Consider the following 15,677-nt stretch of genomic DNA (forward strand, 5'->3'; position numbering starts at 1 on the left):
TCGATCATGGCTGCCGAAGTACCACTCTGGACCCCGACGCAAGACCAGATTGACGCTTCGCCGTTGACTGCTTTCATGAAGGCCGCGGAGGCGAAAGCCGGCACTGCATTCGCCTCCTATGCCGACCTTCATGCCTGGTCGATCGAGCATCGCGAGGCATTCTGGAGCCTGGTCTGGGACTTCTGCGACGTCACAGGCGACAAGGGCGCCGGTGGGGGCGAGCGCGTGCTCGTCGATGGCGACAGGATGCCCGGCGCCGCCTTCTTCCCCGATGCGTCGCTGAATTTCGCCGAGAACCTTTTGAAGAAGACCGGCGCGGCCGAGGCGATCGTCTTTCGCGGCGAGGACAAGGTCGAGCGGCGGCTGTCATGGAACGAACTGCATGGCCTGGTCTCGCGCCTGCAGCAGCTTTTCGTCTCGCTCAAGGTCAAGAAGGGCGACCGCATCGCCGCGATGATGCCCAACATGCCTGAAACTGTCGCCGCCATGCTGGCCGCGGCCTCGATCGGCGCGGTGTGGTCATCCTGCTCCCCCGATTTTGGCGAGCAGGGCGTGCTCGACCGCTTCGGCCAGATCGAACCTGTGATCTTCATCGCGCCCGACGGCTACTGGTACAATGGCAAGGCGATCGAGGTTGCCGACAAGGTCGCGGCGGTCGCGGCCAAGCTTGGCAGTGTCCGCAAGGTTCTGCTCGTCGACTATCTCGGCACCTCGGCCGATGTGGCTGATACAATCGACAAGGCCGTGGCGATGGAAGAGGCGCTGTCGCCCTTCGCCGCGAATGCCGTCACCTTCGAGCGGCTGCCATTCGCGCATCCGCTCTACATCCTGTTTTCATCGGGAACCACCGGCATTCCCAAATGCATCGTCCATTCGGCCGGCGGCACGCTGATCCAGCATGTCAAGGAACACCGCCTGCATGCCGGTCTCTTGGATAGCGACCGCTTCTTCTATTTCACCACCTGCGGCTGGATGATGTGGAACTGGCTGGTGTCGGGGCTGGCCTCCGGTGCCGCACTGCTGCTTTACGACGGTTCGCCCTTCTATCCCGACGGCAACGTTCTGTTCGACTTCGCCGATGCCGAGAAGATGACCTTTTTCGGCACCTCGGCCAAATTCATCGATTCCGTGCGCAAGGCCGGCCTCAAGCCGATCCGCAGCCACGACCTGTCGAGCGCGCGCAGCATCTCCTCCACCGGTTCGCCGCTGTCGCCCGAGGATTTCCGCTTCGTCTACGACGGCATCAAGAAGGACGTGCATCTGGCTTCGGTTTCCGGCGGCACCGACATCGTCTCCTGCTTCGTGCTCGGCGTGCCGACCCAGCCGGTCTGGACCGGCGAGATCCAGGGCCCCGGCCTTGGCCTTGCCGTCGACGTCTGGAATGATGATGGCAAGCCGGTCAGGCAGGAGAAGGGCGAACTGGTCTGCACCAAGGCGTTCCCGTCCATGCCGATCGGCTTCTGGAACGATCCCGACGGCAAGAAGTACCAGGCGGCCTATTTCGAGCGCTTCGACAATGTCTGGTGCCATGGCGATTTCGCCGAATGGACTGTTCATGGTGGCATGATCATCCATGGCCGCTCCGACGCCACGCTCAATCCGGGCGGCGTGCGCATCGGCACGGCCGAGATCTACAACCAGGTCGAGCAGATGCCGGAGATCCTGGAAGCGCTGTGCATCGGCCAGGATTTCGACAATGACGTGCGCGTCGTGCTGTTCGTGCGGCTGGCCGCCGGCGTCCAGCTGGACGAGGACCTGGAAAAACGCATCCGCGCCAAGATCCGCGGCGGCGCGAGCCCTCGCCATGTCCCGGCCAGGATTGTCGCCGTCACAGACATTCCGCGCACCAAGTCGGGCAAGATCACCGAACTTGCCGTGCGCGACGTGGTGCATGGCCGCGCCATCAAGAACAAGGAAGCGCTCGCCAACCCGGAAGCGCTGGAACTGTTCAGGAACCTGCCACAGCTTGCCGAATGAGCCCAACCGGCATGGTTAATGAAATATGGCGCGCGAATTTACCTAGATTTCACGAGTGGTACACATTCGTAAATTTTCCGCGGCGCCGGTAAGGACTTGTTAAGGCCCGACGCCGATAGTCGCACCTAACTTGAGGGAGAAATCCCGTTCCTCGGCCCCAGAGGATCTGAATTCGCTCAAGCCCCCGTTGTGACAGCAATCCAATCCTTAAGGCGTCCTCCAGGGCGCCTTTTCTTTTGGAGTTGCTATTCCGCGAGCACCCGGGTCGACGGGAAAGCGACCTCCACCAGCGTGCCTTCGCCAGGCGTCGAATTGATGGTGAAGCGGGCGCGGTTCGCTTCCACCATCGCCTTGGTCAGCGGCAGGCCAAGGCCGGTGCCGTCGCCGCGGCCACGCTTCAGGGCATTGATCTGCTTGAACGGTTTCAGCGCCTGCTCGATCTCGGCCGGGCTCATGCCGATGCCGGTGTCGCGCACCCGCATCACGACGTCGCCCGAGGTCTCGTAGGCGGTCGAGACGATCACCTGGCCGCCAGCCTGAGTGTAGCGGATGGCGTTCGACAGGATGTTGAGCGCGATCTGGCGCACGCTGCGCAGGTCCGCCACCACTTCCGGCAGCCGCGAGGCGAAGCTGGAGCGGATGATGACGCGTTCGCGGTTGGCCTGCGGCTGCATCATAGCCACCGTCTCGGCCAGCGTGTCGTTGAGCGAAACGGCCTCGTAAGCCATCTCCTGCTGGCCGGCCTCGATCTTGGAGATATCCAGGAGGTCGTTGACCAGATCAAGCACATGGTTGCCCGAGCGGTTGATGTCGCGCAGATAGTCGCGGTAGCGGTCATTGGCGACCGGCCCGAACTTCTCGTCGACCATCAGTTCTGAAAAGCCGATGATGGCGTTGAGCGGCGTGCGAATCTCGTGGCTGATGCGGGCGAGGAAGTCGGTCTTTTGCGAGGAGGCGCGCTCGGCCACCGCACGCGCTTGGGTGAGATCCTCTTCGGCCCGCTTCCACTGCGTGATGTCGCGCACGACGGCACAGAAGCCGCTGTCGTTGGGCAGCCGGCCGATGGTCATGAACAGCGGGATGAAGCGGCCCTGCGCTTCGCGTCCGATCACCTCGCGGCCGTCGTTCAGGACGCTCGCCACGCCGGGCTCGGACAGTCCGCTGAGATAGTCGCGCGCCGCGCGCTGGCTTTCGATGGCAAACAGCGAGGCGAACGGCTTGCCGGTCACCTCGTCGCTATCGAAGCCGAACAGCGCCTCGGCCGGGCGGCTGATCGAGCGGATGGTGCCGTCGCTGCCGATCAGCACGACGCCGTCGGTGGCGGTGTCGATGATGGTGCGCATCTCGGCGATGCGTGCCTTGAGCTCGGAAATGTCGGGCTGCGTCTGTTGCTCGCCGACCACGTGCAGGGCCGCCGGCGCCTCGTCCTCGCCGGAACGGCGTACGACCAGCATCAGTGCCTTGCCGTCGCACCAGGGAACCGAGCGCAGGATGGCGTCGATCGGGAATTCGTGTCCGTCGCGCGTCCTAAGCCGCAGCGCATGGTCGCTGCCGTCCGAGGCGCCGTCATCCGCATAGGGATCGGCAAACAGCGCGCCCAGCCCGCCGGCACCCTCAAGGTCCTCGAGCGCGGCGTAACCGGTCAGGTTCAGGAATTCCTCGTTGGCATAGTGCAACTGGTCGCCCGAATGGATGAGCAGGGGCACCGGCAGCTTGCCGAGCAACAAGGTATCCGGAGCCTTGCTTTCGTCTCCGACGGAAAAGGCGGACGGCAAGAACCCACTGGCTTTGAGCGGCGGCACCTGCAGGCGTGGCCGTTCAGCCGGGCTCTCGGCGGCGCCGCTTGCGCCTTCGGTTGCATCGGCGGGCGCAACGGCCCGCTCATCGGCCGAGGCGGCTTCCTCGCCGTCGGCCCAATCCTCATTGTCTTCGGCATCGCGAAAATCGGCCGCCGTCATGCTGTCATCGTCGACAGCATCGGCTTTGGCAATGATCGGTTCGCCGCCGGTCGCGAGAAGCTCGGCGGTCCTTGGTTCCGCCGCTGGGTCGGAAACCCGCGGCTGGTCGTTATTGTCCGCGACAGGGCCGGCTTCGTGACCCCGGCCGGCATAGTCAAGCAGCGAGCCTGCTTGATCGGGCAAGCTGCTGGCGGGCTTCCGATCCGTCGCTTCGTCTGGCCGCGCACCGTCAAGCCGTGTCAAGTCCTCTTGATCCCCGGCATCGGTCTCCGATGGCTCGGCCGGTTCTGTATCGGGGGTCGACGCAACCTCGCCTGCCGCCATGGCCGGCGCTTCGGCCTCCGGCTTCGGGACCTTAGCTATTTCGGCCGGGGGTTCAGCGGGCGCCTTGGCCGCCGCTTCATCCGTGCCGGGCTTTTCCGCTTGCGGAGGCTCGGCCGGCGAACTGTCCTTCCTCAGCCGTTCGCCGATCTCGCGGAAGGCGCTTCGCTCCAGCGTCGACAATCCCTTGTCGTTGGCTGGCTGCCGGTGTTCGGCCAGCCGGATGACCTTGTCGGCGAAGCGCCGCTCCGGTTTTGGCACGATGGTCAGCGCCGGCACCTCGCCCTTGAACGGATCCGCCGCGTTGGGCTCCTCGGCCTTCGGTTCCTCGGCGGCAGGTTCGGCGGCTGGCGGTTCTGGCGCAGCCTGCGTCTCGCCATTGGGCACCAGCGCCATGCCGATCGCTTCCGGATCGACGACCGCGTCGCCACTACGGGCAACGCCGAAGCCGCGGAAGCCTTCGAAGGCGCGGCTGCGGCCATAGACCGGCAAAGCCGCCAGATCGACGGGGATCTTCATGTCGGTGCCGACGACTGGCCACAGCACGGAACGGCCCGACCACGTATCGCGCCGCTCCAGGAGGCCGGCGATCTCGCCCGACGCGTCGAGGCCGAAGGCCGCCGCGACATCCCTGAAGCGCCGGCCGATCACATCGGCGGCGGGCTTGCCGACAATGTCTGCGAATTCCGGCGACAGCGCGCTGAACCTGCCCTCGGCGTCGGTGCGCCAGACGAAGCGCATCGGCACCGCCGAACGGCCTATCGTGCGGGCGGCCGGGGTTGCGGTCGAGGCGGAAGGGAAGGTGGCCAGGACGCCGTCCGGCCCGTTCCTTTCCCCCGAAGCTCCGGCGACGGCCTGTCTGGTCCCGGTCTCCGGGGCCGGCGTGGCGGACTCGGGCCGATGATCGTCCTCGCCCGCATGGAAGTACCAATGATCGTGCTGTGGAGACGTGCCGCCGGTCGCCGGCTGGTCGCTGTTTGCCGCCACCGGTCCGGCCGGGCCCGCAACGTCGGTCGGCTTCGGGGCGCCTTCGGTGACGGCTTCAGAAGAGGTGGGTTCCTGCCTGGCCGCTTCTGCCTGTGGATCCGCCGCCGGCTCCTTGTCCGGATCTGGCCGGGATTGCACGGCGGGGGCACCCGCCGCCGCGTCGGAAGGCTCGTGCGCCGGCGTTCCGTCTGCGACGTCGGCGTCCTCGATCCGATCCTCGTCGATCACTACCAGCAGATGCCGCTCCGGCGTCAGCCGGGCAAGGCCTGCCGGGTAGGAGGCCCTGCTGCCCGGAACCAGGCGCTTGACGATGCGGTCGCCCTCGGCAGCCACATCGGCCACCAGGGCCGCCAGCGTCGCGGGCTGGATGCCAAGCGCGGAAAACCCTTCCGAGGCCGCCTCGACATTGCCCTTGGCGTCGACGAAGGCGATGAAATGACCGTCTTCGGTGAAGCCACTGATCGCCCGGCTGGCGATCTCGGCAACACTTCGCGAGCCTGTCTGTCCCGCCGGCACCACCAGCATGATCGCCTTTTCGTCATCGGGCAGCGTCACGGCACTTGCAAGAAAGCCGACGGCGCGGCTGGTCATGCCGGTTGCCAGCCGCACCATGATGGCGCGATCGCTGCCGATCTCAGGAAAGCCGCTGGTCGCCATCACCTGGCGGCGGGCGATCAGCGGCAGCCGCGCCGAGGCGCCGATGATCGCCTCGATTTCGGGGTAGCCGAACACGGCTGCGCCCGGGCCATTGGCCCAGATCACCTGCTCCAGGTCGACCGACAGAATAGTGATCGCGTCGCCGGCGGCAAACCGCTCGCGGACCGCGTCGAGCACGGCGACGTCGAGGAAGGAGTATTCGGACGGCATGCGCTTGGCGGACCCTCACGGAGCGGCGAATTTGCAGTTAACGCTTTGTTAATAAAAGCCGGTGGCGCGAAGGTCCACAAGCCAGAACGTGCAAAGGCTGGAATTTGGGCTTTTGGTTAACGGCCGAAAGAATCTTTTTGTGCAGTGCAACAAAGATATTGCAATGCACAAAAAATGCCTTTATATTGCCATCATAGATGAACGAGACGGCTTTCTGTCAAAGCCGCTGCCGCTGAAAAAGGATGGAAAATGTCCAGGACCAAGACCGCCGAGACGATCGAAAACGTTGAATTCCCGAGCTTCGACGCTTCCAAGGCCACCGACCAGATGCGCGCTTTCGCCGAAAAGGGCGTTGAGCAGTCGAAAGAGGCCTATGCCAAGCTCAAGACCGGCGCCGAGGAGACCCAGAAAGCCCTGGAGTCGACCTACGAGACCGCCAAGACCGTTTCGAGCGACCTGTCGCTCAAGACCATCGCCGCGCTGCGCGCCAACGCCGAAGCCGGCTTTTCGCACCTCGAAGCCCTGATTGGCGCCAAGTCGCTGTCGGAAGTCGTCGAGCTGCAGACCGCCTTCCTGCGCAAGCGCGTCGAGATGACCGTCGAGCAGGCCAAGGACTTCCAGGCCGTCGCCTCCAAAGCGGCCGAGGACGTCTCCAAGCCGATCAAGACCGCCTTCGAGAAGGCCGTGAAGGACATTAAGGCTGCCTAATATTTGCACCTGATCGGAAAATGCAACGAAAGGACGCATTTCCCCGGATATGATCAAGCGTATGATGGCAGCCATCAACGAATACCCGGCGGGTGGAACCTCCTCCCTCCACCTCCGGGTGACCAGCCAGCACCTCCTCCCGCTGGCTCGTAACAGGAAAAGGCCAGCACCTCCTCCCGCCGGCCTTTTTCTTTGCCTTGTGCACGTAGTGCCGCTGTGGGGAAGTGGTCTTTGCTTTGCAAAAGCCTTGAATTAAAATCCATAAGCCCGTAAGGACGCATCGCCGAACGACAGAGCGGATCAAGTGGGACGGGGTTCCTGCAGAGATTTGTTCAGGCAAGTGTGCCGTTGTAGCTCAGCTGGTTAGAGCGCCGGATTGTGGATCCGGAGGTCGCTGGTTCGATCCCAGCCAACGGTACCACCGCACTCTCCCTATAAGTATCTGATTTCGCTGAGAAAACCGTCTGATTTTCACGAGGGGATTGCCCCGTTTTGAACTTTCGTGCTACCTATTGTGCTACCTATTGTGCTACAAATGGTATGCTCAAGACATGGGAAGACGCCGCGAAGAGCAAGACCCTGACCGCTTTCTTAGGGTACGAGGCAGCCACTTTCACTACTGCCGCCGCGTCCCAAAGGAACTCCGGGCTCTCGATGAGCGTGGTGAATTCGTGCGTCGGACCCTGGACACTGTCGACCGGTCGAAGGCGCGAACCGCCCGCGATCTTCATGAGGCTGCCGACAACGCGCTTTGGTCCTCTCTTATGCTGGGGGACAATCCCCAGGCCGCACGCATTCGATACGAGCGAGCGATCAAACGCGCGGAGGCGTTGGGGTTCGTTTATCGGCCGCTCGCGGATATCTTAGTTGCCGAACCGCTCGACACGATCTTACAGCGCGTGGAGGCTACGATTGGAATGCCTAACACCTCGCCAATGCTCGATGCGGTCGGTGGTGCGGCAGCCCCTCCCGACGACAAGATATCGGAGGCGCTGCAACTGCACTTCACCGAGATCGCTCGCGACGAGATCCGCACCAAAAGTCCAGATCAGAGAAAACGATGGAAGGCAAAACGCCAAATGAGCGTCGACGTCTTCATCGCCTTGGTCGGCGACAAGCCGATGGGTGAGATCAGCCGCGATGACGCGCGGACGGTCCACAAATATTGGCTCGACCGAATTGCGCCTGAGAAGGGAGGGGCAGACCGCTCGGCGTCGACCGGCAACCGAAATATGGGCAACCTCCGGACCCTATACGCCGATTACTACCGGCATATCGGCTTTCCCGAGCAGAAGAACCCCTTCGCCGACCTGTCATTCAGCGACAAGTCGAAGCGCTCTCGGCCTCCATTTCCAACCGACTGGATTCGCGACAAGATATTCGCACCTGGCGCGCTGGCGACGCTCAATGACGAGGCACGCGGCATCGTGCTTGCCTTTGCGGAAACGGGTGCCAGGCCAAGCGAACTCGCCAACCTCCACTCCGGCGTCATCCATCTCGATCATGAAGTGCCCCACATTTCGATCGAGCCACGTGACGACCCTAATGATCCGCGCGAGATCAAGACCGCTTCATCGGTGCGCAAGGTGCCCCTGGTCGGTGTCGCTCTTGAGGTGTTCAAGAAGCATCCGGAGGGCTTTCCGCGCTACAAGGATCGTGAGGCGTCCTTGTCAGCGCTGCTCAACAAGCACTTCGAGACCCACGGATTGTTCCCGACCGACAAGCACACGGTCTATTCGCTGCGGCACTCCTTCGAAGACCGTATGAAGAACGCCAGGCTGGATGAGGAACTGCGTCGCATGCTGATGGGCCATACGATTGATCGGCCGAAATATGGCGAGGGCGGTGACATGAAGATGTGGCAGGAAGAACTCATGAAGATCGTTCTGCCGTTTGATCCCGCGATCGTGTAGCGCGCTGCCGCACTGCCGCAAGCCGATCCTGCTTCGCCTGGTAGTCCTGCAGAGCGCGTTCGAGATAATCGTATAACGGGAGCCATGCCTCACCCTGCTCACCTCGCGCGACGATGATCTCGGCAACGCGATCGAGCGCGCGCTCAATCCGCTCAACCGTGATCGGCCGCGCTGTTGGCGAGCGCCGCTTCACGGTCCATCCCTTCTGGTCCTCCGCGCACAGAGCATATCGTCTGAGTAAGCGGACTTTTAGCAGCACGGGAAGGGTGTGCCTCTGGTCGGGCGGCGACCGGCGGCTGCGGCGTACATTTCGGACAGATCGCTGACCATACCGGCGAAGAGAGGGTAGCCTCAGAGCGCTACCGCCTTTCCCGACACTCATCAGGCGACCAGTTCAGACTTCGCTGCTTTGGGTGTAATGAGGCTTGTTCGTCTAGGAATCCGGGGTTGAGAATGTCCTGTCATGGCAGTGCATGGTGGCCCGGCCAGACAATCTCTAACCACCACGCCGAATGACGGCAACGGGGCCGAAGAACGAACCCGCTGCGCGGGAGGGCGCCCGCGGTTGAGGTAGAGATCAAGAACCGGTCGTTGCGCCTGCGTTGAGCGGGGTTCGGCAGGGGCAGAGCATCACAGGCTTCTTTAACAAGGAGCCTGACCATGCCTCATCCAGTTCTTGATGCACCTATCAGTCCACTGCGCCAGCGACTGATCGACGACATGAACATGCGGCGTTTCTCACGAGAGACGCAGCGCAACTATCTCCGCGATATCGGACGCCTGGCGACATTCCTTGGGCGATCACCAGACACAGTGACCACCGACGACCTGCGCCGGTTCCAGATCGAGCAGCAGGAGGACGGCGTTCCCGTGCCGACCATGAACAGCATCGTATCGGCGCTGCGCTTCTTCTTCACGCATACGGTTGATCGTCCCGATCTGGCGCGCAAGCTCGTTCGTCTGGCGCACCCGCGTAAGCTGCCTGTGGTGCTGAGCCGCGACGAGGTTGCCCGGCTGCTCAACGCTACCACGTGTCTCAAGCACCAGGCCGCACTGTCGGTCGCCTATGGGGCTGGTCTGCGCGTTGCCGAGGTGTCGATGCTGAAGGTCGCCGACGTTGACAGCGAGCGCATGCTGCTGCGCGTCGAGCGCGGCAAGGGCGGGCGATACCGCAACGCCATGCTGTCGCAAGACCTGCTCTTGTTGCTGCGCCAGTGGTGGAAGGTCGGACGCCAGCAGGGGGTGATGCATCGCGACGGCTGGCTGTTCCCGGGGCAGCATTCGATGAAGCCAATCAGCACGCGCCAGCTCTATCGCGTGGTCGTCGAGGCCGCGCAGGCGGCCGACATCGCCAAGCGGGTCGGGCCGCACACGCTGCGTCACAGCTTCGCCACCCACCTGCTGGAGGACGGCACCGACATCCGGATCATCCAGGTTCTGCTCGGGCACGCCAAGCTCAACAACACCGCCTTCTACACCAAGGTTGCAACCCGCACGGTGCGCACCGTCACGAGCCCACTCGACAAGCTTGGCCTCTTCAAGCCGGAAGGGATCTCACCCGACGGCTGAGCGTGCGCGCCTCGATTGAGGTTGCCGACATCTTCCGTACTGCCGGGCCCGCCTACCGGGCCGCCCATGCAGGGCATCTGACACTGCAGCAGCTCAAGGTCATGTCGGCGATCGAGCACTGCCGCACCGCGGCCCTTGGCGGTCACGTCGAGGCCTGCGAGGACTGCGGCCAGTGGCGCATCGCCTATAACTCCTGCCGCAACCGGCACTGCCCGAAGTGCCAGGGCGCGGCGGCGCGGACATGGCTTGCCGATCGCGAGGCCGACCTCTTGCCGGTCGGCTACTTCCACGTCGTGTTCACGCTGCCCGCCGAGGTCGCCGACATCGCCTTCCACAACAAGGCGCTCGTCTACGACCTGCTGTTCAAGGCGGCGTCGGAGACGATGCTGACGATCGCGGCCGATCCGAAGCATCTCGGCGCGCGCATCGGCATCACCGCAGTGCTCCACACCTGGGGCTCGGCGATGACACACCATCCGCACGTGCACATGATCGTGCCGGGCGGTGGCATCGCGCCGGGCGGAAGCCGGTGGATATCGTCGCGTCCGGACTTCCTGTTGCCGGTGCGCGTGCTCGGCAAGCTGTTCCGCCGCCTGTTCCTCTCCCGGTTGGTCGCGCTGCACGACGCTGGCCGGTTCGCCTTCTTCGGCGCAATTGCTCATCTCGCGGAACGGCGGGCATTCCTGCGCCACCTTGCTCCCGTCCGAAAGAAGCGCTGGGTGGTCTACGCCAAGGCGCCCTTCGCCGGCCCGGAAGCGGTGCTCGCCTACCTGTCGCGCTACACGCACCGGGTCGCGATCTCGAACAGCCGCCTCATCCGCCTCGACGAGAGTGGCGTCACCTTCCGCTACAAGGACTATCGTCGCGAAAGCGCCGACCGGCAGCAACTCATGACGCTCGCGACCGACGAGTTCATCCGCCGCTTCCTGCTCCACGTGTTGCCAAAGGGGTTCCACCGCATCCGGCACTGCGGCCTGCTTGCCGGCTCTGCTCGCAAGGCCAGCCTCGCGCTTGCTCGTGAACTCCTCAACGTCGCCGTACCGTCCGACGATGACACCACGGACGAACCGGACAACTTCCGCCCGCCATGCCCCTGCTGTGGCGGCCGCATGATCGTCATCGAGGTGTTCGAACGATGGAGGCAGCCGCGCGGACCGCCACACGGCTCCCGGTCGACCGGGAGCAGCACGCCATGACCCGGCATGGAATGGTTCAGCCTTCAGCTGCGGGCACTCAGCCTCTGGCAACGGATCGACATACGTCTATGGTGATGATCGACTCCGACAGAGCCGCGCCCAGCCGCCCACCGTTCCGGCAACACCGCGCGCAGGCGCAACGAAGCGGTCTGTCCGCATTCACCCCAGGGCTTCCCGACGGCGGTTGCGCCATCGCCGACATCGGCCGAAATCCGAAATCCCATAGCCATCGTCTGTGGCCCGCGGGTTCCTTCCTCGGGGACTTTCGTACGCCTGCCGGCGCCCGAAACTCTTATATGGGAATGGTCAACTACAAACGGCATTACGTCGACATTGCATGTTCCTCCCAGGCAATCCGTAGATCCGTTCGATGAGTCCGTTTGCGTGACGCGGTTCGCGAACGAACCCAGTCCACCTTATATTCGGTCAGGGCGCATGCACCTGTTCCATGATCCCGCTTGCGGCGGATTCGGACCCAAGAGACGAAACCATTCTTCAACGGCGGCTGTTTGAGGCCATGAGTTTCGTCGGTTCGTCTACCGAGGATCTGCCAGGCCTGATCGGTCCTGGAGATTGTTAAAATCGATTGGCAGTCTACGCCGATGGTTTCGTCAGGAGAGCTCCTTCTAGGACGACTCCAGCGTTCACGTATTTCCACAGCGCAACAAGCAGTTTCCGAGCGAGGGCGATGATCGCCGTCTTCTTATAGCGGCCACCATTCTGGGTGACTCGCGCCCTGAACCACTGACTGAGCGCGGAATTGGGTTGATGGCGCACCCAGAGCCACGCAACCTGGACAAGTGTCGACCGGAGCCTGGGGTTGCCGGACTTCGAGACCAGTGTTGGGCAGATACTGAGACCTGCCACTGGCGATGTCCGCTTTTGGTGAATGGACTGGGCCGTGGGAATGACTGGCCATCAGGCCCATAACCGACTGGCAACTAGCCGTTCAGACGCGCATCTTCACATCCCCTACATTAGGAATAAGGTGAGTTTCGATTCAATACGGGAAGCTAGATGTGGAACGTCGTCTCGCCGCAGTGCTCGCCGCGGATATCGTGGGCTTCAGTGGACTAGTGGAGAATGACGAAGTCGGCACTATCGACGCTGTGCGCAATTGGCGATCGACCGTCCTTGAGCCTCTTGCCTCGCAGCTCAAAGGCCGCATCTTCAAGCATCTAGGCGATGGTGTGTTGATCGAGTTCAACAGTGCCGTTAACGCGGTCAACTTTGCCATAGCCATGCATCGCGCTATGAGCGAAGGCAACGCAAGTAGTCAGGTGTTGCCAAAACTCGTTGCGCGTGCCGGACTGAACGTGGGCGATGTGATTGTTGACGGCGACGACCTCTTTGGAGAAGGCGTCAACATCGCGGCCCGGCTCGAGAGTCTTGCCCAACCTGGCGGCATCCTGATTTCGCAATCTGCGCACGCCCAAGTCCGCGGCAAAGTGACGACCGCCTTTGAAGATCTGGGCGAAAAGAGCCTCAAGAACATCCAACAGCCTTTGCGCGTTTTTGCGGTGCGCACCGGATTGGAAGTCGGAAATCCAGATGTCATCCGATCGTCTCCGGCGACCTCAGATCGTCTGGTTTTTGCGATCTTGCCGTTTGCCAACATGTCTGGCTCGTCAGAGCAGGATTATTTCGCTGAAGGGCTGACGGAAGACCTCATGATGGCGATGTCCAAGTTCGGCCACCTTCAAATTGCCATCCGCCTTGCTTCGCGCCCGACGAATGGCACCTCAAATCCAATGGCAGTTGGACAGGAACTTCATGCGAGATACCTGCTCGATGGAAACGTTCGAAGAAGTGCGGATCGCGTTCGCGTGTCGGCGCAACTGATCGATTGTGCCAGTGGTGAACGGATCTGGAGCGAGCGCTTCGATCGCAATCTGAATGATATCTTCGCGGTCCAAGATGAAATTGTGTCTTCCATTGCAGCGCAGCTATCATGGAAGCTAACTGACGCGGCCGTACGCGGCGGCAGGTCATTATCGCCTGCCAGTCTTTCTGCACATGACTACTTCTTGCGAGCACGTGCATTGTTTCGGCGCAACGCATCGACGGAAGCTCGGGACAATCTTACCAAGGCGATTGACTTAGATCCGCGACACTCTGGTGCCAATGCAAATTTGGCCTTTTTTTACTCTGAGGACATGTTTATGCAGCTTTCGGGCGAGCCGGTGCACGAATTGGCCCTTCTCGCCGAGAGTTACACGCGGCGAGCCGTCGAACTCAATGAAAATGATCCGTTCACTTACGCGCTTGTCGGTAATGCTCTGCTTGGCCTTGGCCGCCACACTGAGGCAGAGCAAAACTTGCGCAGCGCCTTGGCCTTGAATCCATACAATGCCCACACCACCATGGATTTAGGCTTGGTAATTGGGTACGCCGGCAGGCACGGTGACGGGCTCAGTATGATAGACCGAGTGTTCCAAGTAGAGCCTCTCCTGCCGCCCGTGTTGAGGGCTAACAGATTTTGGATACGGTGCGCCATGGGCGACGCGGATGGCGCGATTGCAGACTTCATGCTGCTCGATATGCCGCTCGCCTACCATCATCTCACGCTTGCAATATGCTTGGCAGAGGCCGGACGAAGCGATTTGGCCTCCCAACATCGCGGAGAGTTCGAAGCCAAGAGAGCCTCCTGGTATGATGTCGCAGGATATGCGCGGGCCTATTCCGCCGTGCTGGCTGCCGCGCCAGATCGAGAACGATTCACCGCCGGTCTCCGGGCTCTCGACTTTCCGGTCTCGGTCGGGAAATTCTGTTAGGTCGCCCCACGGAAATATCCTCGCATATATTCCGGTCACACTGTCGGTTCACGTTAACATCTGGCAGCTGTCGCCAAACTTCTGTCGGTCCGGATCACCTGTCGCCAAGCAGTTTGGTAATGTCTGCTTTCCAGCGCCAGGAAAAACTTTTTCAATGTCTGATGTTGGGCGCAAAGCTGGCATTGCAGCGGAAGTCCGTTTCGGGGCCGACTGACAGGCCAGCACGGGATTTTGCTGTCGTGCGGCCGCGCACGAGGAATGACTTTCGCCCTCGTGGGGCCCGAGGGAAAACATGGCGAAACACGGACTGTCAGCACTCGATGCGGATATTCTGAGGACGACCTTTCAAAAATCGGTCTTGGAAGAAGGCATCCCGGAGTGCGAGTGGCGAAAATACGCTGAGGAACTTGTCCGGGTATATACCGGCTCTTCGATCGTAGATCCCCGATTGCTGGACTGGATCGTAGGCAAATAGCACGGGGAGCCTTGGCGCTTACGGCCGGTCTTGGCGGCCACCGCGGCACCACCGCGCCGCGTGGCCAACAGTGGGAAGGCTGAGCGGACGTCCATCCAGACTTTAGTTTGGGCGCTACCTTGCTCTCGATCGACGGGGTGCGGAACTTGAGCTCCGACATCACCAACCTCAATTGCCTCGTTCAGGACAGCGGCTGTGAACTGGCTGGCTTCAACGCCTGCTCCAGCGTTCACAAACTCTGCCTCAATTGCTTCGCCTCCGTCTGTGAAAAGGCAGGCGCAACCGGCCGGGGAGCTGGGCAACTTCCTAGCCGACGTGCAGCTGGCTGTCGGCCACAATGTTCTGGTGCGGAAGCTGATGCTGGAGCGGCTGCTTTAGCCGTCCAGCCCGGTTCCTCTCGGCGTCCAGCAGTTCCTCCTCGGTTATCAGGCCGTTCATAAACAGCTTGAGCAGGTGGGACGCGATGCGCTGGGCCTGCTGCGATTCAAGGGGAGTGCCGTTCTCGTTGCATAAAATGCGGCACACGCGAGAGAGCATATCGATCTCGCACGGCCCAAAGCACTGACCGGGGTACAACATAGCCTTTCCTCCTCGAAAGCTACGAAACCCGGACAGTGCGACAGGCGTGTGAAATTCCGCAATTGATTTTGGCGTGATCGGGTGTGCTGTCAGGCGCGCGTGTGCACTCGGGAAATGTGGTGAGTTGACTCTTCTAATAGAGGACATCCCTCCCATTTTAGGAGCTTCTAATGCCTGCCCGCACAAAGGCTTCCCCCACAGCCCCTCGACCGCGTTGAAGATAACGATCCGCTTTCGGCATGCCCGCGCTAGAAAGCGGCATCTTGCCTTCAAGGGAGCAGCACCGCTCTGAGCTCAGGACGAGATTTGGTTAGTACAAAACCGATCGCAGGCGATATTGTTGACATTCAGGG

General features: G+C 62.0%; 8 protein-coding genes, 1 tRNA gene and 1 pseudogene. 7 read left to right on the forward strand and 3 right to left on the reverse strand.

Features of this window, described 5'->3' with window-relative positions; genetic code table 11:
* The first annotated feature begins 6 nt into the window (after nt 1-6).
* A complete protein-coding gene (locus FJ548_RS17920; RefSeq protein WP_140696631.1) occupies nt 7-1,977 on the forward strand; it encodes an acetoacetate--CoA ligase in 1,971 nt (656 codons plus the stop codon).
* A 245-nt stretch (nt 1,978-2,222) separates the two neighbouring features.
* Here FJ548_RS17920 and FJ548_RS17925 read toward each other — a convergent pair whose 3' ends face one another.
* Nucleotides 2,223-6,110, reverse strand: coding sequence for a PAS domain S-box protein (locus FJ548_RS17925; protein WP_140778561.1), 3,888 nt, complete (start codon nt 6,108-6,110; stop codon nt 2,223-2,225).
* A 249-nt stretch (nt 6,111-6,359) separates the two neighbouring features.
* Here FJ548_RS17925 and FJ548_RS17930 point away from each other — a divergent pair, with 249 nt between their 5' ends.
* The 5 genes from FJ548_RS17930 to FJ548_RS17950 all read left to right on the forward strand — a co-directional run bounded on the left by FJ548_RS17930 (nt 6,360) and on the right by FJ548_RS17950 (nt 11,496).
* Entirely contained in the window at nt 6,360-6,818 is a 459-nt protein-coding gene (locus FJ548_RS17930) for a phasin (protein WP_140610286.1), read from the forward strand.
* Between the two features lie 344 nt (nt 6,819-7,162).
* Nucleotides 7,163-7,239, forward strand: a tRNA-His gene (locus FJ548_RS17935).
* A gap of 496 nt (nt 7,240-7,735) precedes the next feature.
* Nucleotides 7,736-8,731, forward strand: a complete 996-nt coding sequence (locus tag FJ548_RS17940; protein WP_348640944.1) for an integrase — start codon at nt 7,736-7,738, stop codon at nt 8,729-8,731.
* A 660-nt stretch (nt 8,732-9,391) separates the two neighbouring features.
* Nucleotides 9,392-10,300, forward strand: a complete 909-nt coding sequence (locus FJ548_RS17945) for a tyrosine-type recombinase/integrase (protein ID WP_140778563.1) — start codon at nt 9,392-9,394, stop codon at nt 10,298-10,300.
* Between the two features lie 2 nt (nt 10,301-10,302).
* Nucleotides 10,303-11,496, forward strand: a complete 1,194-nt coding sequence (locus tag FJ548_RS17950; protein WP_140778564.1) for an IS91 family transposase — start codon at nt 10,303-10,305, stop codon at nt 11,494-11,496.
* A 594-nt stretch (nt 11,497-12,090) separates the two neighbouring features.
* Here the strand turns inward: FJ548_RS17950 and FJ548_RS17960 are convergent.
* Nucleotides 12,091-12,333: pseudogene (locus FJ548_RS17960) on the reverse strand (transposase); the annotation flags it as partial.
* Between the two features lie 182 nt (nt 12,334-12,515).
* Here FJ548_RS17960 and FJ548_RS17965 point away from each other — a divergent pair.
* On the forward strand, nt 12,516-14,270 hold the full coding sequence (locus FJ548_RS17965; protein ID WP_140778565.1) for an adenylate/guanylate cyclase domain-containing protein: 1,755 nt from the start codon (nt 12,516-12,518) through the stop codon (nt 14,268-14,270).
* Nucleotides 14,271-15,051: 781 nt separating this feature from the next.
* Here FJ548_RS17965 and FJ548_RS17970 read toward each other — a convergent pair.
* Complete coding sequence (locus tag FJ548_RS17970) at nt 15,052-15,282, reverse strand: hypothetical protein (protein ID WP_181168826.1); 231 nt, start codon at nt 15,280-15,282, stop codon at nt 15,052-15,054.
* Nucleotides 15,283-15,677 lie beyond the last annotated feature (395 nt).

It is taken from the genome of Mesorhizobium sp. B2-4-17, assembly GCF_006441275.1.
Classification (GTDB): Bacteria; Pseudomonadota; Alphaproteobacteria; order Rhizobiales; family Rhizobiaceae; genus Mesorhizobium.